General features: G+C 62.2%; 20 protein-coding genes. 16 read left to right on the forward strand and 4 right to left on the reverse strand.

All coding sequences use genetic code 11. From position 1 onward, the window contains the following. The first annotated feature begins 66 nt into the window (after positions 1-66). From rnc to acpS, 5 genes are all read left to right on the forward strand, one after another. Entirely contained in the window at positions 67-747 is a 681-nt protein-coding gene (gene rnc, locus MMS95_RS05335; protein ID WP_004929158.1) for a ribonuclease III, read from the forward strand. Further along, positions 744-1652 carry a GTPase Era gene (gene era / locus MMS95_RS05340; RefSeq protein WP_004929162.1) on the forward strand — a complete coding sequence of 303 codons (909 nt, stop codon included), beginning with the start codon at positions 744-746 and terminating at the stop codon, positions 1650-1652. Before rnc ends, era begins: the two co-directional genes overlap by 4 nt. A gap of 6 nt (positions 1653-1658) precedes the next feature. Further along, entirely contained in the window at positions 1659-2390 is a 732-nt protein-coding gene (gene recO, locus MMS95_RS05345; RefSeq protein ID WP_015378804.1) for a DNA repair protein RecO, read from the forward strand. A gap of 71 nt (positions 2391-2461) precedes the next feature. Beyond that, complete coding sequence (gene pdxJ, locus MMS95_RS05350; RefSeq protein WP_004929166.1) at positions 2462-3193, forward strand: pyridoxine 5'-phosphate synthase; 732 nt, start codon at positions 2462-2464, stop codon at positions 3191-3193. Continuing rightward, positions 3193-3573: a holo-ACP synthase gene (acpS, locus tag MMS95_RS05355; protein ID WP_004929169.1), complete on the forward strand. Its 381-nt coding sequence runs from the start codon at positions 3193-3195 to the stop codon at positions 3571-3573. Before pdxJ ends, acpS begins: the two co-directional genes overlap by 1 nt. Positions 3574-3618: 45 nt before the next feature. Here acpS and MMS95_RS05360 read toward each other — a convergent pair whose 3' ends face one another. Then, the gene (locus tag MMS95_RS05360; protein WP_021504526.1) at positions 3619-3879 is read right to left on the reverse strand and encodes a YfhL family 4Fe-4S dicluster ferredoxin; all 261 of its coding nucleotides are present in this window, start codon (positions 3877-3879) and stop codon (positions 3619-3621) included. 53 nt (positions 3880-3932) lie between these two features. Continuing rightward, entirely contained in the window at positions 3933-4781 is an 849-nt protein-coding gene (locus MMS95_RS05365) for a MurR/RpiR family transcriptional regulator (RefSeq protein ID WP_049186768.1), read from the reverse strand. Positions 4782-4948: 167 nt separating this feature from the next. On the opposite strand from MMS95_RS05365, the gene murQ reads away from it, so the two are divergent. The 3 genes from murQ to yfhb are packed head-to-tail and all read left to right on the forward strand — an operon-like array spanning position 4949 to position 7888. Further along, positions 4949-5842: an N-acetylmuramic acid 6-phosphate etherase gene (gene murQ, locus MMS95_RS05370; protein WP_004929182.1), complete on the forward strand. Its 894-nt coding sequence runs from the start codon at positions 4949-4951 to the stop codon at positions 5840-5842. Between the two features lie 18 nt (positions 5843-5860). After that, positions 5861-7228 (forward strand): PTS transporter subunit EIIC, encoded by a 1368-nt coding sequence (locus tag MMS95_RS05375; RefSeq protein ID WP_242141449.1) that lies wholly within the window; start codon positions 5861-5863, stop codon positions 7226-7228. A gap of 3 nt (positions 7229-7231) precedes the next feature. Further along, positions 7232-7888 carry a phosphatidylglycerophosphatase C gene (gene yfhb, locus MMS95_RS05380; protein WP_015378798.1) on the forward strand — a complete coding sequence of 219 codons (657 nt, stop codon included), beginning with the start codon at positions 7232-7234 and terminating at the stop codon, positions 7886-7888. A gap of 45 nt (positions 7889-7933) precedes the next feature. Here yfhb and MMS95_RS05385 read toward each other — a convergent pair whose 3' ends face one another. Then, positions 7934-8986, reverse strand: a complete 1053-nt coding sequence (locus MMS95_RS05385) for a DUF2157 domain-containing protein (protein WP_242141450.1) — start codon at positions 8984-8986, stop codon at positions 7934-7936. Positions 8987-9103: 117 nt separating this feature from the next. Here MMS95_RS05385 and tadA point away from each other — a divergent pair, with 117 nt between their 5' ends. Next, positions 9104-9610 carry a tRNA adenosine(34) deaminase TadA gene (tadA, locus tag MMS95_RS05390; RefSeq protein ID WP_015378796.1) on the forward strand — a complete coding sequence of 169 codons (507 nt, stop codon included), beginning with the start codon at positions 9104-9106 and terminating at the stop codon, positions 9608-9610. Here tadA and mltF read toward each other — a convergent pair whose 3' ends face one another. Beyond that, positions 9611-11071 (reverse strand): membrane-bound lytic murein transglycosylase MltF, encoded by a 1461-nt coding sequence (gene mltF, locus MMS95_RS05395; RefSeq protein WP_242141460.1) that lies wholly within the window; start codon positions 11069-11071, stop codon positions 9611-9613. Between the two features lie 278 nt (positions 11072-11349). On the opposite strand from mltF, the gene purL reads away from it, so the two are divergent. The 7 genes from purL to MMS95_RS05430 all read left to right on the forward strand — a co-directional run bounded on the left by purL (position 11350) and on the right by MMS95_RS05430 (position 23022). After that, complete coding sequence (gene purL / locus MMS95_RS05400; protein ID WP_242141451.1) at positions 11350-15240, forward strand: phosphoribosylformylglycinamidine synthase; 3891 nt, start codon at positions 11350-11352, stop codon at positions 15238-15240. A gap of 886 nt (positions 15241-16126) precedes the next feature. Next, positions 16127-17563 carry a HAMP domain-containing sensor histidine kinase gene (locus MMS95_RS05405; protein WP_004941357.1) on the forward strand — a complete coding sequence of 479 codons (1437 nt, stop codon included), beginning with the start codon at positions 16127-16129 and terminating at the stop codon, positions 17561-17563. Positions 17564-17566: 3 nt separating this feature from the next. Next, a complete protein-coding gene (qseG, locus tag MMS95_RS05410; protein WP_004941359.1) occupies positions 17567-18439 on the forward strand; it encodes a two-component system QseEF-associated lipoprotein QseG in 873 nt (290 codons plus the stop codon). Continuing rightward, positions 18436-19776, forward strand: a complete 1341-nt coding sequence (gene glrR / locus MMS95_RS05415) for a two-component system response regulator GlrR (RefSeq protein WP_004941361.1) — start codon at positions 18436-18438, stop codon at positions 19774-19776. The genes qseG and glrR overlap by 4 nt, the downstream gene beginning before the upstream one ends. A gap of 130 nt (positions 19777-19906) precedes the next feature. Then, positions 19907-21529, forward strand: a complete 1623-nt coding sequence (locus MMS95_RS05420; RefSeq protein ID WP_242141452.1) for an NAD+ synthase — start codon at positions 19907-19909, stop codon at positions 21527-21529. Between the two features lie 11 nt (positions 21530-21540). Continuing rightward, entirely contained in the window at positions 21541-21879 is a 339-nt protein-coding gene (glnB, locus tag MMS95_RS05425; protein WP_004847623.1) for a nitrogen regulatory protein P-II, read from the forward strand. A gap of 219 nt (positions 21880-22098) precedes the next feature. After that, the gene (locus MMS95_RS05430) at positions 22099-23022 is read left to right on the forward strand and encodes a LysR substrate-binding domain-containing protein (RefSeq protein ID WP_015378793.1); all 924 of its coding nucleotides are present in this window, start codon (positions 22099-22101) and stop codon (positions 23020-23022) included. The last annotated feature ends 70 nt before the right edge of the window (positions 23023-23092 follow it).

Consider the following 23092-nt stretch of genomic DNA (forward strand, 5'->3'; position numbering starts at 1 on the left):
TTCGGCGAAGCAGGCCTGTTCCGTGTGCTGCAAGTTTTTGACGCATTCTTGATCTATTGGTAACTCATGAACCCCATCGTAATAAACAGGCTGCAGCGGAAGCTGGGCTACACTTTTCAACAGCAGGAGCTTTTACTGCAGGCTTTGACTCACCGCAGCGCCAGCAGTAAACACAATGAACGTCTTGAGTTTCTGGGTGACTCGATTCTGAGCTTTGTCATCGCCAATGCGCTCTATCACCGTTTTCCTCGCGTAGACGAGGGCGACATGAGCCGCATGCGCGCCACGCTGGTGCGCGGCAACACGCTGGCGGAGATGGCGCGCGAGTTTGACCTGGGCGAATGTCTGCGGCTCGGGCCGGGCGAATTGAAAAGTGGTGGGTTCCGCCGCGAGTCAATCCTGGCGGATACGGTGGAGGCATTGATCGGCGGCGTGTTCCTGGACAGCGACATCCAGACCGTCGAGCGGCTGATTTTGGACTGGTATCGCAGCCGGTTGGACGAAATCAGCCCCGGCGATAAGCAGAAAGACCCGAAAACCCGTTTGCAGGAATTTTTGCAGGGGCGTCATCTGCCGTTGCCTTCTTATTTGGTGGTGCAGGTTCGCGGTGAAGCGCACGACCAGGAGTTTACCATCCACTGCCAGGTGAGTGGTTTGAGCGAGCCCGTGGTGGGCACCGGCTCGAGCCGCCGTAAAGCCGAGCAGGCGGCAGCGGAACAAGCGCTGAAAAAGCTGGAGCTTGAATGAGCGAAGTAAAACAACACTGCGGGTTTATCGCCATCGTCGGCCGCCCGAATGTGGGCAAATCGACGTTGCTGAACCAACTGCTGGGGCAGAAGGTTTCCATTACGTCGCGTAAGCCGCAGACGACCCGTCACCGCATCATGGGCATCGACACCGATGGCGCCTATCAGGCGATCTACGTCGATACCCCAGGGCTGCACATCGAAGAAAAACGCGCCATCAACCGTTTGATGAACCGCGCGGCCAGCAGCTCGATCGGCGACGTTGAGCTGGTGATCTTCGTGGTCGAAGGCACCAACTGGACCGCCGATGACGAAATGGTGGTCAACAAGCTGCGCAGCCTGCGCTGCCCGGTATTGCTGGCGATCAACAAGGTCGATAACGTTACCGACAAATCCAAGCTGTTGCCGCACATCGCGTTCCTCAGCCAGCAGATGAACTTCCTCGACGTGGTGCCTATCTCCGCCGAGAAAGGGATGAACGTCGACACCATCGCCGGCATCGTGCGCAAGCTGCTGCCGGAAGCTGAACACCACTTCCCGGAAGATTACATCACCGATCGCTCCCAGCGCTTTATGGCGTCTGAGATCATTCGCGAGAAGTTGATGCGTTTCCTGGGCGAAGAGCTGCCGTATTCGGTGACGGTGGAAATCGAACAGTTCGTGGCTAACGATCGCGGCGGCTACGATGTGCACGGCCTGATCCTGGTCGAGCGCGAAGGCCAGAAGAAAATGGTCATCGGCAACAAGGGCGCCAAGATCAAAACCATCGGCATTGAAGCGCGCCAGGACATGGAACAGATGTTCGACGCCAAAGTGCATCTCGAGCTGTGGGTGAAAGTGAAATCCGGTTGGGCGGACGACGAACGTGCGCTGCGCAGCCTGGGCTATGTTGACGATCTGAAGTAACGATCAGTGGACGGCTGGGAGCGCGCTTTCGTCCTGCATGGGCGGCCGTACAGTGAAACCAGTCTGATGCTGGATCTGTTTACCGAAGGTCATGGGCGGGTGCGCTTGCTGGCGAAAGGCGCGCGCAGCCGCCGCTCCAATCTGAAGGGTTGCCTGCAGCCCTTTACCCCCCTGTTAGTGCGCTGGGGCGGCCGCGGCGAAGTGAAAACGCTGCGCAACGCCGAAGCGGTCTCTCTCGGTTTACCCCTCAGCGGCATGATGCTTTACAGCGGCCTGTACGTGAACGAACTGCTGGCGCGCGTGCTGGAGCAGGAAACCAACTACTCGGTGCTGTTCTTCGACTACCTGCAATGCCTGCAGGCGCTGGCGGCGGAAGACAGCTCGCCGGAACAGGCGCTGCGTCAGTTCGAGCTGGCCTTGTTGCAGCACCTGGGTTACGGCCTCGATTTCCTGCACTGCGCCGGCAGCGGCCTGCCGGTGGATGACGCCATGACCTACCGTTACCGCGAAGAGAAAGGCTTTATCGCCAGCCTGGTGGTGGATCACTACAGCTTCACCGGGCGTGAACTGCGCGCGCTGGCGGAGCGGCAGTTTCCCGATGCCGAGACGCTGCGCGCCGCCAAGCGTTTCACCCGCATGGCGCTGAAACCCTACCTCGGCGGCAAACCGTTGAAGAGCCGCGAACTGTTCCGCCAGTTCGTGCGCAAACAGCCGAATACGCCGGTTGACGACGCCTGACCTTTTCCCCTTTTGCCGCCCTGCGCCCGCGTGTAAACTGCTGGCACTGAAAATCGTATTTAGAGGTTGTCATGGCTGATTTGCTGCTGGGCGTCAATATCGATCACATCGCCACGTTACGTAACGCGCGCGGAACCCAATACCCGGATCCGGTTCAGGCGGCATTCATTGCCGAACAGGCGGGGGCCGACGGCATTACCGTGCATCTGCGCGAAGATCGCCGCCACATCACCGACCGCGACGTGCGCTTGCTGCGCCAGACCATCCAGACGCGCATGAACCTGGAGATGGCGGTGACCGACGAGATGCTGGACATCGCCATTGAGCTGCAGCCGCATTTTTGCTGCCTGGTACCGGAAAAACGCGAGGAAGTGACCACCGAAGGCGGCCTGGACGTCGCCGGCCAGCTGGACAAAATGAGCGTGGCGGTCGAGCGCCTGGCGCAGGCGGGCATTCTGGTTTCGCTGTTCATCGATCCCGATCATCGCCAGATCGACGCGGCGGTGGCGGTGGGCGCCCCTTATATCGAAATCCACACCGGCGCCTACGCCGAAGCGCAGGGCGAGCTGGCGGTACAGGCCGAGCTGCACCGCATCGCGGTCGCCGCCGCCTACGCGGCCGAGAAGGGGCTGAAGGTCAACGCCGGCCACGGCCTGACCTACCATAACGTGCAGCCGATCGCCGCGCTGCCGGAAATGCACGAGCTGAACATCGGCCATGCGATTATCGGCCAGGCGGTGATGAGCGGGCTGCCGGCCGCGGTTGCCGACATGAAAGTGCTGATGCGGGAAGCGCGCCGGTAATGGCGGTGCTCGGGCTGGGTACCGACATCGTCGAGATGGCGCGTATCGAAGCGGTGGTGGAGCGCAGCGGCGATCGTCTGGCGCGCCGCGTGCTGAGCGACGCCGAATGGGCGCTGTATCAGCAGCACCAGCAGCCGATTCGCTTTCTGGCCAAACGTTTCGCGGTGAAAGAGGCCGCCGCCAAGGCGTTCGGCACCGGCATTCGCAACGGCCTGGCGTTCAACCAGTTTGAGGTGTTCAACGATGCATTGGGCAAGCCGAATATTCGTTTGCACGGCCGCGCCGCCGAGCTGGCGGGGGAGATGGGGGTCACCGCGATCCACGTTTCGCTGGCCGACGAACGGCGCTATGCCTGTGCGACGGTGATCGTCGAAAGCTGAAAATAGAAAGGGCGCCTATGGCGCCCTTGTCAGTCCTGCGGCGGATTAAATGCGATCGGCGTGGTGCAACACCACGAACTTGTCCCACAGCTGCTCATTAGTCTCGCGATGCTGCGGATCGGTGATGATGGTGTTGTCGATGGGGCAGACCTGCTGACAGGTCGGCGTATCGTAATGGCCAACGCACTCGGTGCAGCGCTCGGTATCGATCTGGTAGATCTCATCGCCCATCGAAATTGCCTGGTTCGGGCATTCCGGCTCGCACATGTCGCAGTTGATGCATTTGCGTGTGATTAGCAGGGCCATGACGTATCTCTCATTATTAACAGGGGTATTTTTCGCAGCGGCGATTATACCGGTTAAACCAACTTTTTCATCAATTGTTCGCTGTGCCTGATACGGTCGCGGGCATGATCAAGGTCGTGCTGGATCAGCGCCATAAACAGCAGGTCGGTGAGGGCGAACTGGGCCGTGCTGGAGGAGATGGCCGCGCTGCGGGTGTGGGGTTCTTCGGCGATGGTATAGAGGCAGTGGTCCGCGCGTTGCTGCAGGCCGTTGGGCGAGAAGCTGGTCAGCGCCAGCACCCTGGCGCCGGCCTGGCGCGCTTCTTCCGCCGCCAGATTGATTTCACGCCGCTCGCCGCTGAAGGAGATAGCCAGCAGCAGATCGCGTTTGTCCAGCGCCTGCACCGCCGCCAGCTGGACGTGCATATCCGCTTCGGCCACCGCCATCACGCCAATTTTCAGCAGCTTGAAGGAAAAATCCTTGGCCACCAGCCCGGAGGCGCCGATGCCGATCAGCATCACCCGGCGCGCCTGGCGCAGCATGTCCAGCGCCTGGTGCAGCCGCTCTTCGCTGTTGATGTCGAGCGTCGCGCGCAGCGCCGCCTGCTTTTCCGCCAGCAGCTTTTCACCGACGATTTTCAGCGTATCGCTGCTGAGAATGTGGTTGTGAACGGTCACCACTGGCTCGGCCTGCGGTTGGGCCAGCGTCTCGCTCAGCGCCAGCTTCAGCGCTGGAAAGCCTTTATAGCCCAGCTTTTGGGCGAACTTCACCACGCTCGACTGGCTGATGCCGGCCAACTGAGCCAGCTTTTGCGAGCTGAGATGGCGCGCCTGCTCGGCGTTATTCAGCAGAAAGTCCGCCAGCTTGCGGTCGTTTTGCGCCAGTGTCGGATACATCTGGCGAATGCGCAGAAGGGTACTCATTGTTCTTTCCCTGGAAACCAGCGGCCATTTTGCCATGCAGAGGGCGAAAACGCGCGGTGAAAATTTTTGTGAGCTCACCGTTAAAATAGCAAATAGCGCTCGCTTTGTTGAATAAAATATTCAAATATTGATTTAATTTTGTGAATTAAAAATTCAAGGGTGAACAGATGAACTTAGGCGCACTGGTATCGGAAACCCGCAACCCGGCCACCATGGGGCTGGATGAGATGTCGACGCTGGACATGGTCCGCTGCTTTAACCAGGAAGATCGCAAGGTGCCGGAGGCGATTGAACAGGTGTTGCCGGCGATCGCGCAGGCGGTCGATTTGGCCGCGGCGGCGCTGAAGGCCGGTGGGCGGTTGATTTATTTGGGCGCCGGCACCAGCGGCCGCCTGGGCGTATTGGACGCCTCCGAGTGTCCGCCGACCTTCGGCGTGCCGCACGGCGTGGTGGTGGGGCTAATCGCCGGCGGGCCGGGCGCGCTGCTCAAAGCGGTGGAGGGGGCGGAAGATGACGAGGCCCTGGGTGAAGCCGATCTCCGGGCGCTGAACCTCACCGCCGTTGATATGGTGGTGGGGCTGGCGGCCTCGGGGCGTACGCCCTACGTGATCGGCGCACTGCGCTATGCGCGCGGGCTGGGCTGCCCGACGGCGGCCATCTCCTGCAACCCGGATTCGCCGATTGCGCACGAAGCACAGGTGGCGATTTCGCCGGTGGTGGGGCCGGAGGCGCTGACCGGCTCAACGCGCCTGAAATCCGGCACCGCGCAGAAACTGGTACTCAACATGCTGTCGACCGGTGCGATGGTCAAACTGGGCAAGGTCTACCAGAACCTGATGGTGGACGTGAAGGCCACCAACGTCAAACTGGTGGATCGCGCCTGCCGCATCGTGATGGAGGCCACCGGCGCCGAACGCGCTCAGGCGGAGGCGGCGCTGGCGCAGACCGGTTTTGAGGTTAAACCGGCGATCCTGATGATTTTAGCCGGCGTCAGCGCCGATGAGGCGCAGCAGCGGCTGCAGCGGCACGATGGCTACCTGCGCGCGGCGCTGGCGCGTTAATTCACGGTGGGGGCGGCGATGGACAAGATAACGGCATTGGCGACACAGATCCTGGCGGGCGTGGGGGGCGAGGGCAATATCCTCAAACTGGAAAACTGCATGACGCGGGTGCGCGTCGAGGTCAGCGATGAGCAGCGCCTGGATCTGGCCGCCCTCAAGCAGCTGCCGGGGGTGAAGGGCTATATCAAGCAGGGTGAACAGCATCAGTTTATCGTCGGCCCGGGCGCCGCCGCCAAGGTGGTGGACGCCATGCGCGGGCTGTTGAGCGGTGATGCGCAGCCCGTTGCCGCCGTCGGTGACGCCGCCCGCACCAAGGCGCAGGCCAAGCAAAAATACGCTGCGCCGATGAGCGGCGCGCTGAAAAAGCTGGCCGACGTTTTTATTCCGCTGATCCCGGCGTTTATCGCCTCGGGGCTGATCACCGGCATCATCAACCTGCTGAAACGGCCCGACATCGCCGGCCAGCTGGCGGTGGACTACCCGAACGTGCTGGGGCTGCTGGCAATCTTCGGCAGCGCGGTGTTCGCCATTATGAACATTCTGGTTGGGGTCAACGCCGCGCGGGTGTTTGGCGGTTCGCAGGCGATGGGCGGCGTGATGGCCGGCATTCTCTCCAGTCCGGCGCTGGCGCAGATCACCCTGTTCGGGGAGGCGCTGCAGCCGGGGCGCGGAGGGGTGATTGCCGTATTGTTGGTGGTGGCGTTGATGTGCTGGGTGGAGAAGCGCCTGCGCACGCTGCTGCCGGAGTCGGTCGAACTGATCCTCAATCCGCTGCTGACCACGCTGGTCACCGCCTCGTTGGCGATCCTGATCCTGCAGCCGATCGGTGGCGCCATTTCCGATGCCATCGCCCACGGCGCCAATCTGGCGATCGACAAGGGCGGGCTGCTGGTGGGGGCGTTGCTCTCGGGGCTGTTCCTGCCGCTGGTGCTCTCCGGCCTGCATCAGGGGCTGGTGCCGATCCACGTCGAGCTGGTGCAGGCGCACGGTTCTAACCCGCTGCTGCCGATCCTGGCGATGGCCGGCGTCGGTCAGGTGGGGGCGGCGCTGGCGGTGCTGCTGAAAACCCGCAACGCGCGGCTGAAGAAGGTGATCAAAGGGGCGTTGCCGGTCGGCATTCTCGGCATCGGCGAGCCGCTGATCTTCGGGGTGACGCTGCCGCTGGGCCGGCCGTTTATCGGCGCCTGCCTCGGCGGCGCGGTAGGCGGCGCGCTGATCAGCTACTGGAAGGTGGCGACGGTCATCACCTTCGGCATTTCGGGGCTGCCTTTGGCGTTGACCATCGTCTCAGGTAAGGTGATGTTGTATCTGGCGGGGATGCTGATTACGATTATCGCCGGTTTTCTCTTCACCTGGATGATGGGGTTCGACGATCCCGAGGAGTAGCGTTTGAACGACAAGCAGCAACCGTCGGCCGCAGCAGGGCGCCGCGTGGTCTTTTTCGATCTGGACGGCACTCTGCATCAGGAGGATATGTTCGGCAGTTTCTTGCGTTTCCTGCTGCGCCGTTTACCGCTGAATCTGCTGCTGGTGATACCGCTGTTGCCATTGATTGGTCTGGCGCTGTTGCTGCTGGGGCGCGCCGCGCGCTGGCCGATGAGCCAGCTGCTGTGGGCGATTACTTTCGGGCGTACCGAAGCGACGCTGAAGGCGCTGGAGCGGCAGTTTATCGAGGCTTTCCGTCAGAAGGTGACCGCGTTTCCGGTGGTGCAAATGCGGCTGCGGCAGTATCTGGAGGAGCACGATGCCGAAGTGTGGCTGATTACCGGCTCGCCGGAGCAACTGGTGGAGCAGGTGTATCGGGATTCGGCGTTTCTGCCGCGGGTGCGGTTGATCGGCAGCCGCATCACGCGCCGCTGCGGCGGTTGGGTCTTGACCCTGCGCTGCCTGGGCGTGCAAAAAGTGGTGCAGTTGGAGCAACGGCTCGGCGCGCCGCTGAAGCTGTACAGCGGTTACAGCGACAGCAAGCAGGATAATCCACTGCTGTTCTTTTGCGAGCACCGCTGGCGGGTGAGCAAGCAGGGCGAGCTGCAGCAGCTGGAATAAACAAAGGGCGGAGAATTCCGCCCTTTGCTGTTATCGCTGCCGCGATCAGTCGTCGGTTACGTCGTGTGGTTTGCGCCCCAGCTGCCAAATCTTTTCCGCATAATGCCCCAACGCCCACAGGCTCAGGCCGAGCAGCGCGAAGAAAATCGTTTTCGGCATGCTGTCCCAGAAAAACTCGAACAGGCGGGTATAGAGGTTGATGCCGAGGAAGGTCAGCCCGAAACCGCGCAGCATGGCGTCGTCATGCTTCAACCCCAGCCAGATGGCGGCGAGGGCGGCCAGCCCGAACAGCAGGCTCCAGTGGAACAGCTCAATCTGGCGCGCGCGGTACCAGCTGTCGAGATCGCCGTAGTTGCCGAAGATGGACAGCAGCCACAGCGCGATGAACAGGTACAGCAGGCCCATTGCCAGCGACACCCGCTGCAGGCCGCGCTGCGCCAACAGCGGCCGCAGCAGCAATGCGGCGGCGATCAGCACCCCGCCGAAGGCGATAAAGCGAATCGGGTAGCTCATGCCGAGCCAGTAGGCGCCCCAGCCGGACAGGTAGCCGGTCTCGGCGCCGAAGGCATTGCCGAGCGACAGCAGGGCGAACCACCATACCAGTCCGGAGCGGCTGAACCAGCCGATCGTGCCGTACAGCAGCGCGGCGACCAGCAACAGCACGGAAACCCGCCCGCTGCCGTTATCCAGCCAGACCCCCAACTGCCATAAGGCGCAGGCGGTAAGCAACACGGCGACAAACAATGCCGCCTCGTTGCCGTAACGTTTTTCCGGGTGCCGTTGGCGGCGGCGCAGCGCCCAGACATAGGCCAGCGCCGCGAGTACGCCGACGATCGCCATGCGCACCGGCGCGTCGAAGCGGAACAGCCCGCTCAGCCATGCAAGCAGTTCGCTGTCGGCGAACAGGCTGGTGACGGCGATCAGCAGCGAGGCCAGCGCGGCGAGAAACGCATAGCGCGCCAGCCGTCGCCAGTCGAAAGGTTGCACGTCCACATGCTGCAGCAGTTGCTGCCGTTGTTCGGGCGTCATGGCGCCTTCCCCAACCCAACCGTCCAGCGCCTTGCGCACCACGACGGCGTTCTTTTTACTGAGTTTCATGCTTCTTGTCCCTGAATCATCTGCCGATTCGGCCAGTATAGCCATTGGCGCGCGGCTACGACAAAGGGAGGCTAGTGTGTATAATGCCCGCCGCAAAAGCGCACGAGGAATTATGCGATGACTGAATATAACGATGAGTACTGGATGCGTCAGGCATTGCAGCTGGCCCTGCGCGCGCAGGAAGAGGGCGAGGTGCCGGTGGGTGCGCTGCTGGTGCTGGACAATCAGGTCATCGGCGAGGGCTGGAACCGGCCGATCGGCCGCCACGATCCTACCGCACACGCCGAGATCATGGCGCTGCGCCAGGGCGGCGCGGTGCTGCAAAACTATCGCCTGCTGAACGCCACGCTGTACGTCACGCTGGAGCCCTGCGTGATGTGCGCCGGCGCGATGGTGCACAGCCGCATCCGCCGGTTGGTGTACGGCGCCGCCGACGAGAAAACCGGCGCGGCCGGCTCGCTGGTGGACATTTTGCGCCATCCGGGCATGAACCATCAGGTGGAGATCGTCTCGGGCGTGCTGGCGGACGAATGCGCCGCCACCCTGAGCAATTTCTTCCGCCTGCGCCGCGAACAGAAAAAAGCGCTCAGGCTGGCGCAGCGGGCGGCGGATAAGCCGGAATAATCAGTAGTTGAGCGCCAGTTCCGGCATCACCGTCGGGTAGCCTTTCCCCAACGCTTCCTGCTCGGCGGCCGCTTGCGCCGCCTTTCTCTCTTTTTCCTGCAGATAGCCCACCAGGCTGACCTGATAGCGGCGGATGTTTTCTACATAGTTGTAGGCTTCACGCCCGCGAGCATAGCCGTAGGTCAGCTGCGGGTAGTAGCGCTTTTGGCTGAGCATCGGCAGGCGCTGTTTGACGTCGACCCAGCTGTCCGGGTTGCCTTTTTGCGTCTTGGTCAGCTTGCGCGCGTCCAGCATATGGCCCCACCCCATGTTGTAGGCCGCCAGCGAGAACCAGATGCGCTCGTCTTCCGGCACGCTGTCCGGCACCTTGGCCATCAGCCGCTGCAGGTACAGGGCGCCGCCCTGAATGCTCTCTTCCGGATCGAGGCGATCGTTGACCCCCAGGCCGTCGGCGGTGGCGCGGGTCAGCATCATCAGGCCGCGCACGCCGGTGGGGGAAGTGGCCTGCGGATTCCAGTGCGATTCCTGATAGGCGATGGCCGCCAGCAGCTTCCAGTCGATCTCGTTGGCGTGCTTCTCGAACAACGGGCGGAAGTTGGGCAGCACCGAATCGATGGCCGACAGGAAGGTTTTGGTGTCCACATAGTCGAAGCTGCCGACGTGGCCGAGGTATTTCTCTTCCAGCCGCGCCAGGGTGCCGTCGTCCACCATCTGACTGTAGAAATCCAGCATCGCCGCGTACAGGCTGTCGTCGCCGTCGCGTTTGAGGTACCAGGTGACCGGCTCTTCGTCGGTGACGTCGAACGCCACCGCCAGCTGCGGATGGATGCGCTGCAGCAGCGCGATGGTCACCGAATCGCCGAGGGTATAGTCCAGCTTGCCGTCGGCCACCCGCTCCAGCAGTTCTTTGGAGGTGAGATCGCTGGAGGACTCCCAGGCGAGATCCGGGTATTTATCCTGCTTGAGCTGTTTTAGCGTGCTGACGTGCGCGGAACCGGAGGCGACCGCCAGCTTGCCTTTGATGTCGGCGAAGCTTTTCGGCCGCGGGGTGCCCAGCCGGTACACCAGCTGTTGGGAAACGGAGTAGTAGGCCGGGCCGGTGCGCGCGCGGCTGAGGCGCTCCTGGTTGTAGATCAGGCCCGCCGCCAGCAGGTCGGCGTCGTCGTCGTCCAGATCGTCGAACAGGTCATTGATGTTCTGATGGGGGATCACCACCAGCTTCACCCCGAGGTAGTTGGCGAAGCGCTTGGCCAGTTCGTAGTCGAGCCCACCCGGCCCTTGCTTGGTGTTAAAATAGATCAGCGGTGAATTCAGCGTGCTGATACGCAACTCGCCGCGGGAAATGATCTCCTGGAGTTGCCCGCCCTGGCCGCTGCGCCAGGTGATGTTGGGCCACAGCGCGAGAGCCAGAAGCAGAGTGACAACGCCGATGAGGATGTAGTTTATTTTAAGACGTTTCAAATAGTTATCCAGTGGTGGCACAGGTACGCCGGCGACGACAACCGCGACTTTTCTCATGGTTAAATCACCAGTGCGGGGGGCATTTTGCGCAACAAAACGCCAGTGTGCAACTTTATTGACACGTTATGACAATTCGACGGTGCGGCACGCTTTTATCAATAATCCCTACGCAAACGGTTTCGTCGGCGCCGAGGATTCTCTATAATGACGCGCGTTTTCCCCTGTTGCGCCCAATGAAGCGTCTTATCCTTCGCTTCGAAGACGAGAGAACTTTGATTATGGAAATTCTGCGTGGTTCGCCCGCTTTATCGGCTTTTCGCATTACCAAACTGCTGTCCCGCTGCCAGGACGCTCACCTGCCCGTCAGTGATATCTACGCCGAGTACGTCCACTTTGCCGATGTCAGCGCACCGCTAAGTGCCGAAGAACACGCCAAGCTTCAGCGTCTGCTCAAGTACGGTCCTTCTCTCGCCGAACACGCCCCTGAAGGCCGGCTGCTGCTGGTTACGCCGCGTCCGGGCACCATTTCTCCCTGGTCTTCCAAAGCCACCGACATCGCCCACAACTGCGGTCTGCAACAGGTGCTGCGGCTGGAGCGCGGTCTGGCGTTCTACGTCAAGGCGCCTGAACTGACGGAAGCCCAGTGGCGGCAGCTCGCTGCGCTGCTGCACGACCGCATGATGGAAACCGTCTTCAGCGAGCTGCAACAGGCCGAACAGCTGTTCGCGCACCATCAGCCGGCGCCGTATCAGTCGGTCGACGTGCTGGGCGCAGGGCGCGCCGCGCTGGAGCAGGCCAACGTTCGGCTCGGCCTGGCGCTGGCGCAGGATGAGATCGACTACCTGCTGAATGCCTTTACCGGTTTGGGGCGCAACCCGACGGATATCGAACTTTATATGTTCGCGCAGGCTAACTCCGAGCACTGCCGCCACAAGATTTTCAACGCCGACTGGATCATCGACGGCGAGCAGCAGCCCAAGTCGCTGTTCAAAATGATCAAGAATACCTACGAGCAGACGCCGGACTACGTGCTGTCGGCGTATAAAGACAACGCCGCCGTGATGGAAGGTTCGCAGGTCGGCCGCTTCTTCGCCGCGCCGGAGAACGGCACGTACGATTACCATCAGGAAGACGCGCACATCCTGATGAAGGTGGAAACTCACAACCACCCGACGGCGATTTCGCCGTGGCCGGGCGCCGCGACCGGCTCCGGCGGCGAGATCCGCGACGAGGGCGCCACCGGCCGCGGCGCCAAGCCGAAGGCCGGCCTGGTGGGCTTCTCGGTGTCCAACCTGCGCATTCCCGGCTTTGAACAGCCGTGGGAGCAGGACTTCGGCAAGCCGGAACGCATCGTCACCGCACTGGACATCATGACCGAAGGCCCGCTGGGCGGCGCGGCGTTCAACAACGAATTCGGTCGCCCGGCGCTGCTGGGCTACTTCCGCACCTATGAAGAGCGCGTCAACAGCCATAACGGCGTCGAGCTGCGCGGCTACCACAAACCGATCATGCTGGCGGGCGGCATCGGCAACATCCGCGCCGATCACGTGCAGAAAGGGGAAATCACCGTCGGCGCCAAGCTGGTGGTGCTGGGCGGCCCGGCGATGAATATCGGCCTGGGCGGCGGCGCGGCGTCCTCGATGGCGTCCGGCCAGTCCGATGCCGATCTGGACTTCGCTTCGGTGCAGCGCGACAACCCGGAAATGGAACGCCGCTGTCAGGAAGTGATCGACCGCTGCTGGCAGCTGGGCGACCAGAACCCGATCCTGTTTATCCATGACGTCGGCGCCGGCGGCCTGTCCAACGCCATGCCGGAGCTGGTGAGCGACGGCGGCCGCGGTGGGCGCTTCGAGCTGCGCGATATCCTCAACGACGAGCCGGGCATGAGCCCGCTGGAAGTGTGGTGCAACGAATCGCAGGAACGTTACGTGATGGCGATCGCCCCGGCGCAGATGGCGCAGTTCGACGAGATCTGCCGCCGCGAGCGCGCGCCTTATGCGGTGATCGGTGAAGCGACCGAAGAACAGCACCTGACGCTGAACGACCGCCACTTCGACAACCAACCGATCGACATGCCGCTGGACGTGCTGCTCGGCAAAACGCCGAAGATGACCCGCGATGTCACCCGTCTGCAGGCGCAGGGCCAGGCGGTGCAGCGTGGGGACATCACGCTGGCCGACGCGGTGAAGCGCGTGCTGCATCTGCCGGCCGTCGCGGAGAAAACCTTCCTGATCACCATCGGCGACCGCACCGTCACCGGCATGGTGGCGCGTGACCAAATGGTCGGCCCGTGGCAGATCCCGGTGGCCGACTGCGCGGTCACCACCGCCAGCCTGGACAGCTATTACGGCGAGGCGATGTCGATCGGCGAACGCGCGCCGGTGGCGCTGCTGGACTTCGCCGCTTCCGGCCGCCTGGCGGTCGGGGAAGCGCTGACCAACCTGGCTGCCACGGAAATCGGCAGCCTGAAGCGCGTGAAGCTGTCCGCCAACTGGATGGCCGCCGCCGGCCACCCGGGCGAAGACGCCGGCCTGTACGAAGCGGTGAAAGCGGTGGGCGAAGAGCTGTGCCCGGCGCTGGGCATCACCATTCCGGTGGGCAAAGACTCCATGTCGATGAAAACCCGCTGGCAGGAAGGCGACGAACAGCGCGAAATGACCTCGCCGCTGTCGCTGGTCATCACCGCCTTTGCCCGCGTGGAAGACGTGCGCCACACCGTGACGCCGCAATTGCGCACCGATAAGGGCGACAGCGCGCTGCTGTTGATCGATCTGGGCAACGGCCATAACGCGCTGGGCGCTACCGCGCTGGCGCAGGTTTATCGCCAACTGGGCGACAAACCGGCCGATGTGCGCGATGTCGCGCAGCTGGCGGGCTTCTTCAACGCCATGCAGCAGCTGGTGGCCGATCGCGCGCTGCTGGCTTATCACGACCGCGCCGACGGCGGCCTGCTGGTGACGCTGGCGGAGATGGCCTTTGCCGGTCACTGCGGCGTAGAGGTTAACCTCGATGGCCTCGGCGACGATGCGCTGGCGGTGCTGTTCAACGAAGAGCTGGGCGCGGTGATCCAGGTGAGCGCCGAACGTCTCGACGAGGTGAAGCAGGCGTTCGCTCAGCATGGGCTGACCGACAACGTGCATCAGATCGGCAGCGCGCAGGCCGGCGATCGTTTCGTCATCAACCAACATGGCAAGGTGTTGTACAGCGAAAGCCGCAATACGCTGCGCACCTGGTGGGCGGAAACCACCTGGCAGATGCAGCGCCTGCGCGACAACCCGGCGTGCGCCGATCAGGAACATCAGGCCAAGCAGGATGAACAAGATCCCGGCCTGAACGTGAAGCTGACCTTCGCACCTGAGGAAGACATCGCTGCGCCGTACATCGCCAAGGGCGCTCGCCCGAAAGTGGCGGTGCTGCGCGAGCAGGGGGTGAACTCCCACGTTGAAATGGCGGCGGCGTTCCACCGCGCCGGCTTTGACGCCGTGGACGTGCACATGAGCGATCTGCTGGCCGGGCGCCGCGATCTGCAGGACTTCCACACGCTGGTGGCCTGCGGCGGCTTCTCTTACGGCGACGTCCTGGGCGCCGGCGAAGGCTGGGCGAAGTCTATCCTGTTCAACGAGCGGGTGCGCGACGAGTTTGAAGCGTTCTTCCACCGTCCGCAGACGCTGGCGCTGGGCGTGTGCAACGGCTGCCAGATGATGTCCAACCTGCGTGAGCTGATCCCGGGCGCCGAACACTGGCCGCGCTTCGTGCGCAACCTGTCGGATCGCTTCGAGGCGCGCTTCAGCCTGGTGGAAGTGGCGGCCAGCCCGTCGCTGTTCATGCAGGGCATGACCGGCTCGCGCATGCCGATCGCCGTTTCCCACGGTGAAGGGCACGTCGAAGTGCGCGATGCGGCGCATCTGGCGGCGTTGGAAAGCCACGGCCTGGTGGCGCTGCGTTTCGTCAACAACGCCGGTCAGGTGACGGAAGCTTATCCGGCCAACCCGAACGGCTCGCCGAACGGCATTACCGCAGTGACCAGCGCCAGCGGGCGCGCCACGGTGATGATGCCGCACCCGGAGCGCGTGTTCCGCACCGTCAGCAACTCCTGGCACCCGGAAGAGTGGGGCGAGGACAGCCCGTGGATGCGTATGTTCCGCAACGCCCGTAAGCAGCTGGGCTAAAAACGGTCACCACCGTACAGAGGGCGCAAGCAATTGCGCCCTTTTTTATGGCCGGCGTTCGCCGTCTGGCGGCAGTGTCTGCATTTTGCGACAAGCGCTATTTCCCCTGTCGCCAAATGGAGACGTTTAACTAATTGATTTTATTGTAGGTAAGCAGGTTTGACTTTAGTTGTCTGCATTTGGCGACAGCACGGCGTTTTTTTCATCGCTCATCAGTGCGTAATGGGTGGGGGAATTTGCTGATGTAATTTTATTTTTAAATAAAATCATTGTGTTATTATTTTTATTGCAAAGTTGGCACGCTACGTGCATTATTCTTGGCGGCTGCTCATTCACCTTTTTATGACGGCGCCGTAATTAGACGGCAAATCGCCTCATAAGCCTCCGAATGATGCCAAAGAAATGGTGCCTATCGTCCAACCAAACCGATAACAGACCGCGCAAGCGGCTTTATCAAGCATCGGGCGACACGTGGAGTGAGGCACCGCCTGTATCCAACTGTGATGAAGGGTTCATCAATCCTGGATACTTACGGATGCTATTCGTCCTGTTCGATGCCAGCCGCTGCGCTACATCACCCTGGGGACGAGGTTTAAGGGCATCCACACTTTCCTTGCGTTGGGGCAAGTTTCTTGCCCCGATGTCAATTCTCAACGCTGCGCTATGCCCGTTTCGTTGCCTATGCCCTCGAACGCAGACGCTATCCCCACACTCTCGTTTTCGCGCCGGTTGATGTTACCGGGGCCGCATGCCGTCGGCAGGCCAGGCCCATGGGCGCGCTTCGCCGATCCCGCGGCTTTTTCCTTGCGCGTTCAGGATTCTCCCCTGCCGGGCTTTTCTCTTTCCGGCGAGTCAGTTAGCATCGTGACAGAGCTGAGAGAATGAGATGATTTCGTTGAAAAAATGGCGTTTATTCCCCCGTTCGCTGCGGCAATTGGTGCTGCTGGCCTTCCTGTTGGTGCTGCTGCCGCTGTTGGTGCTGGCCTATCAAGCCTACCAGAGCCTGGATCACCTCAGCGCGCAGGCGGCGGACATCAACCGCACCACGCTGGTGGACGCGCGGCGCAGCGAGGCGATGACCAGCGTGGCGCTGGAGATGGAGCGCAGCTATCGTCAGTACTGCGTGCTGGTCGATCCTACGCTGCAGAAGCTGTACCAGAACCAGCGCAAACAGTATTCGCAGATGCTGGACGCCCACGCGCCGATCCTGCCGGACGAGCGCTACTACCAAACGCTGCGTCAGTTGCTGACCCAGCTGGCGGCGATCAAATGCCATAACAGCGGGCCGGACCAAGAGGCTTCGGCCCTGCTCGAATCGTTCTCCCGTTCCAACGCCGAAATGGTGCAGGCCACGCGCGCGGTGGTGTTCTCGCGCGGCCAGCAGCTGCAGCAAGCCATCGCCGAGCGCGGCCAGTTCTTCGGCTGGCAGGCGCTGCTGTTGTTCCTGGTCAGCGTGCTGCTGGTGGTGCTGTTCACCCGCATGATCATCGGGCCGGTCAAGGCCGTGGAACGGATGATCAATCGCCTGGGGGAAGGGCGCGCGCTGGGCAGCACCGCGTCGTTCAAAGGGCCGCGCGAGCTGCGTTCGCTGGCGCAGCGCATCATTTGGCTGAGCGAGCGGCTGGCGTGGCTGGAATCGCAGCGCCACGAGTTCTTGCGCCATATCTCGCACGAGTTGAAAACGCCGCTGGCCAGCATGCGTGAAGGCACCGAACTGCTGGCCGACGAAGTGGCGGGGCCGCTGACCTCCGATCAAAAAGAGGTGGTGGCGATCCTCGACAACAGCAGTCGCCACCTGCAGCAGCTGATTGAACAACTGCTGGATTACAACCGCAAACTGGCCGACGGCCCGGCGGAACACGAGAACGTCGAGCTGCGCGAGATGGTCGATTTGGTGGTCGCCGCGCACAGTTTGCCGGCGCGGGCGAAGATGATTTCCACCGAAATCGCGCTGGAGGCGGAAATCTGCTGGGCAGAGCCTACGCTATTAATGCGCGTGCTGGATAATCTCTACTCCAATGCGGTGCACTACGGCAAGGAATCCGGTAACATTTGGATCCGCAGCCGTCAGGTTGGACAACGGGTGCAAATCGACGTCGCCAATACCGGCACGCCGATCCCCGAGGCTGAAAGAGCCATGATTTTCGAGCCTTTTTTCCAGGGTAGTCACCAGCGAAAAGGGGCGGTAAAAGGAAGCGGACTGGGGTTGAGCATCGCTCAGGACTGTATCCGTCGCATGCGCGGTGAGCTGCAACTGGCGACGGTCGCCGGTGCAGACGTCTGCTTCCGCATTGAACTGCCGTTAACCGCCGAGAATGAATAAATAATGTACACATGGTCTAAACGCCTTCGTCTTTCGCAGACCGAACGTTCACCGCGTGCCACGCACAGAGCGCCGCTCGGCAAACGCCCGATCAGCTGGTTGGGCGCCGTTTTCTTTATGCCGCTGTTGCTGGCGGGCTGCGTCGATCGCGCGGTCAGCGGCGGCCTGAGCGCTCAGCAGCAAGAAGCGATCCCGGATACCAAGGTGATCGATTACCGCACCGCGGCCTGCGATACCCTGTGGCAGTTGGACGACAAGGACGCGCTGGATAACGCGCTCTACTGGCTGCGTGCGATGGACTGCGCCGATCGCATCGGCTCAACCCAGGCGCGCGCGCTGGCGAAAACGGTGCCTGGCGACAGCTGGTCCGGCGTTTTCAAACAGAGCATCCTGCTGGGGAGCGCACAGCCGACCTCCGGCGAACGCCGCCAGATGATCGACAGGATCAACAGCTACCGGATGGAGTTTCCCGGTTCGCTGCGTCCACTGACGCAGCTGTGGCGCCAGCAGCAGATGCTGCAGATCACGCTGTTCGATGAGAAAGCGCGTTATCAGCATCTGCAGGAAAGCAGCGACAGCCAGATCGATTCGCTGCGCCAGAGCCAGGCGCGCTTGCAATCGCAGCTGCAGGACACCTCGCGCAAGCTGGAAAACCTGACCGACATCGAGCGCCAGCTCTCATCGCGCAAGCAGCTGCAAGGGGAAATACCGGACAACGGCACAGGCTCGCAAAAGGGCGAAGCCGCCGGTAAAAACGGCGCGGCCGCGAAAGGGGCTGAGCCGCAGGACGAGCCGGAAAAGGGCACTGCGCTGCCGGTTGAACCGGAAGACACCTATACGCCGCACCCTGCCAATAAGGAGTCCCACGCGCAATGACCGCACGCAAACCGGCCAACCTGTTATTGGTTGACGACGATCCCAGCCTGCTGAAGCTGCTGGGCATGCGCCTGACCAGCGAAGGTTTTCACGTCACCACCGCCGAAAGCGGCCAGGAAGCGCTGCGCCTGCTGGCGCGCGAACAGATCGATCTGGTGATCAGCGATCTGCGCATGGATGAGATGGACGGCATGGCGCTGTTCGCCGAGATCCAAAAACATCAGCCGGGCATGCCGGTGATCATTCTCACCGCGCACGGTTCGATTCCCGATGCGGTGGCCGCCACCCAGCAGGGGGTGTTCAGCTTTCTCACCAAGCCGGTGGATCGCGATGCGCTGTACAAGGCCATCGACGAGGCGCTCGCGCTGTCGGCCAGCCCGGCCGGCGACGATGCCTGGCGGGAAGACATCGTCACCCGCAGCCCGTTGATGCTGCGCCTGCTGGAGCAGGTGAAAATGGTGGCGCAGTCGGACGTCAGCGTATTGATCAACGGCCAGAGCGGCACCGGTAAAGAGGTGGTGGCGCAGGCGATCCACGCGGCCAGCCCGCGCGCCAGCAAGGCGTTCATCGCCATCAACTGCGGCGCGCTGCCGGAGCAGCTGCTGGAGTCCGAACTGTTCGGCCACGCCAAGGGCGCCTTTACCGGTGCGGTCAGCAGCCGCGAAGGGCTGTTCCAGGCGGCGGCGGGCGGCACGCTGTTCCTTGACGAGATCGGCGATATGCCGCTGTCGCTGCAGGTGAAGTTGCTGCGCGTGCTGCAGGAGCGCAAGGTGCGGCCGCTCGGCAGCAATCGCGATCTGGACATTGACGTACGCATCATCTCCGCCACCCACCGCGATCTGCAAAAGGCGATGGCGAAGAACGAGTTCCGCGAGGATCTCTACTACCGCCTCAACGTGGTGAACCTCAAGATCCCGGCGCTCAACGAGCGCGCCGAAGATATCCCGCTGCTGGCCAATCACCTGTTGCGCGAAGCGGCTCAGCGGCACAAGCCGTTCGTGCGCAGCTTCTCGACCGACGCCATGAAGCGGCTGATGACCGCCAGCTGGCCGGGCAACGTGCGTCAGTTGGTCAACGTCATCGAGCAGTGCGTGGCGCTGACCTCTGCGCCGGTGATCAGCGAAGCGTTGGTGGAGCAGGCGCTGGAAGGGGAAAATACCGCGCTGCCGACCTTTGCCGAAGCGCGCAACCAGTTCGAGTTGCATTACCTGCGCAAGCTGCTGCAGATCACCAAGGGCAACGTGACCCAGGCCGCGCGCATGGCGGGCCGCAACCGCACCGAGTTTTACAAATTGCTGTCGCGCCACGAGCTGGACGCCAACGATTTTAAAGAATGACAGTTTCCCGCCGGCGCCTGCCACGCAGGTTCTCAACAAATCCGGCGGAATGATTTACACTCCGTTCTCTTTGCCGCGGCGCGCCCCGGCGTAGAGCACCATGGAACGTATTAAGCGGGATCGTACACAAATGAGCAGATCACTTTCCATCGCCCTGGCCCAGCTGAACCTGCTGGTCGGCGACATTGAAGGCAACACCGAACGCATGTTGCAAATCGTGCAGGAGCAGCAGAAGGCGGGAGCCGATCTGGTCATGTTCAGCGAACTGGCGCTGTCCGGCTACCCGCCGGAAGACCTGCTGTACCGCAATGATTTCTATCAGCGCTGCGATGCGCAGCTGCTGCGCCTGCAGCAGGCCTCCGCCGAGACGGCGATCCTGGTCGGCCACCCGTGGCGCGAAGGCGACAAGCTGTACAACGCGCTGTCGCTGTTCGCCGAAGGCCGCCTGCTGACCCGCTACTTCAAGCAGCAGCTGCCGAACTACGGCGTGTTCGATGAGAAGCGCTATTTCCACGCCGGCAACGACACCTGCGTGGTGCAATTGAAAGGCTACCGTCTGGGGCTGCTGATCTGCGAAGATCTGTGGTTCCCTGAGCCGATCGACGCCGCCAAGGCGGCCGGCGCGGAGATTATCCTGTCGATCAACGCCTCGCCGTATAATCGCGAAAAACCGTATATCCGCAAAACGCTGATGGCCGGCCACTGCCAGCGCACCCAGCTGCCGCTGGTGTACCTCAACCAGGTCGGCGGCCAGGATGAGCTGATCTTCGACGGCTGCTCCAAGGTCTTCGACGCCGCCGGCACCATGACTCACCGTCTGGCGGCCTTCGACGAGCAGGTCACTCGCGTGGCATTCAACGAGCTGGATGTGGTGCCGATGGCCGATCCGGCCGCCGAACTGCCGCAGCTGGCGCAGGTGTATCAGGCGCTGGTGCTGGCGGTGCGCGACTACGTGACCAAAAACGGCTTTAAAGGCGCGGTGCTGGGGCTGTCCGGCGGCATCGACTCGGCGCTGACGCTGGCGATCGCCGTGGATGCGTTGGGCAAAGACAAGGTGCAGGCGCTGATGATGCCATTCCGCTACACCGCGGATATCAGCATCGCCGACGCCAAGGAAGAGGCGGAAATCCTCGGCGTGGAGTTCGATATCGTCTCCATCGAACCGATGTTCGACGCCTTTATGGGCCAGCTGTCGCCGATGTTCGCCGGCACCGAGCGCGACACCACCGAAGAGAACCTGCAGGCGCGTTGCCGCGGGGTGGTGCTGATGGCGCTGTCCAACAAGCGCCGCAGCATCGTGCTGACCACCGGCAACAAGAGCGAAATGGCGGTCGGTTACGCCACGCTGTACGGCGATATGGCCGGCGGTTTCGACGTGCTGAAGGACGTGCCGAAAACGCTGGTGTTCAAGCTGTCTGAATACCGTAACACCGTCTCCTACGTGATCCCGCAGCGGGTGATCGATCGCCCGCCGTCCGCCGAGCTGGCGCCGGATCAGGTCGATCAGGACAGCCTGCCGCCGTACGATATCCTGGATGCGATCCTGGAAGGCTACGTCGAGCGCGACAAGTCGGTCGCCGATCTGGTGGCCGAAGGGTTCGACGAAGCGATCGTGCGCAAGGTGATCCGCCTAGTGGACATCAACGAATACAAGCGGCGTCAGGCCGCCGTCGGGCCGCGCATCACCGCCCGTAACTTCGGCAAAGACCGCCGCTACCCCATCACATCCGGTTTTGGCCGCAAAAATTGGTAAAAGGAAAGAAGATGAAAAAGATCGACGCGATTATCAAGCCGTTCAAACTGGATGACGTCCGCGAAGCGCTGGCCGAAGTGGGCATCACCGGCATGACGGTCACCGAAGTCAAAGGCTTCGGCCGCCAGAAGGGCCACACCGAGCTGTACCGCGGCGCCGAATACATGGTCGATTTTCTGCCTAAGGTGAAGATCGAGATCGTGGTTGCCGACGACATCGTCGACACCTGCGTGGAAACCATTATGCAAACCGCGCAGACCGGCAAGATCGGCGACGGCAAAATCTTCGTCTTCGACGTGGCGCGCGTGGTGCGTATCCGTACCGGCGAGCAGGACGAAGAAGCGATCTGATCCTCCGCAGGTTCATCGGCCATCAGGAGGGCGCAGCATGCTGCGCCCTTGTCATTTCTGCTCCCCGTACATCACACTTCTTCGCCTCGCCGTTTCCCCCATTTTTGCCTGCGGGCATTCTAAAAAAGCGAACGCTATCGCGTTTTTGACACTTTTCCCGATCGCTTCACGGCTGGCGTCTACACTCAACGCAATGTTTTTGCTTGAGGAATCACCCCCATGATGACGTTACGCCAAATCCGCCACTTCATCGCCGTGGCGGAAACCGGGTCGATCTCCGCCGGCGCCCAGGCGGTGTTTGTCTCCCAGTCTTCGCTGACGCTGGCGATCCAGCAGCTGGAAACCGAGATCGGCGTGCGGCTGTTCGATCGCCACGCCAAGGGCATGACGCTGACCCATCAGGGGCACCAATTCTTGCGCCAGTCGTATCTGATCCTGGCGACGGTGGACAACGCCAAGCGCAGCCTGCAGATCGGCACCGAAAGCCTGACCGGCAAGCTGACCATCGGCGTCACCAGCCTGGTGGCCGGTTACTTCCTGGTGGAACTGCTCACGCGCTTTAAATCGGCTTATCCCAATGTCACCGTGCAGGTGGTTGAAGACGAACGCCCGTACATCGAGCATCTGCTGGTCAGCGGCGAGATCGACATCGGCGTGCTGATCTTGTCGAACATCGAGGACCGCGACGCGCTGCAGACCGAGGTGCTGATGCACTCGCCGTATCGCCTGTGGCTGCCGCCGCTGCACCCGCTGCTGGAGCACGAGAGCATCAGCCTGGCGGACGTGGCCAAACAGCCGCTGATCCAGCTCAACGCCGATGAAATGGACGTGCACGCGCGGCGCATCTGGGCGCGCGCCGGGCTGAAGCCGGAGATCGCCATGAAGACCGCCTCGACCGAGGCGGTGCGCAGCCTGGTGGCGGCGGGGATGGGAGTCTCCATCCAGCCGGATATGGCGTACCGCGCCTGGTCGCTGGAGGGCAACATGATCGAGGCGCGCAAGCTGGACGATCTGCTGGAGCCGCTGGATATCGGGTTGGCATGGCGGCGCGGCAGCGCGCGGCCGGAGCTGGTGACGCCGTTCCTCACCATCGCGCGCGAGAACGGCAGCAAACATGCCGCCGGGCTTAAGCATTCGATTTAATCGAACGCGTCGTTCAGTATTTAGAATTTGTTGCCCGCCAGAGGCTCGCTTAGGCTGATTAAAACTAACT

This window comes from Serratia sp. PGPR-27 (assembly GCF_022678525.1).
Classification (GTDB): Bacteria; Pseudomonadota; Gammaproteobacteria; order Enterobacterales; family Enterobacteriaceae; genus Serratia; species Serratia nematodiphila.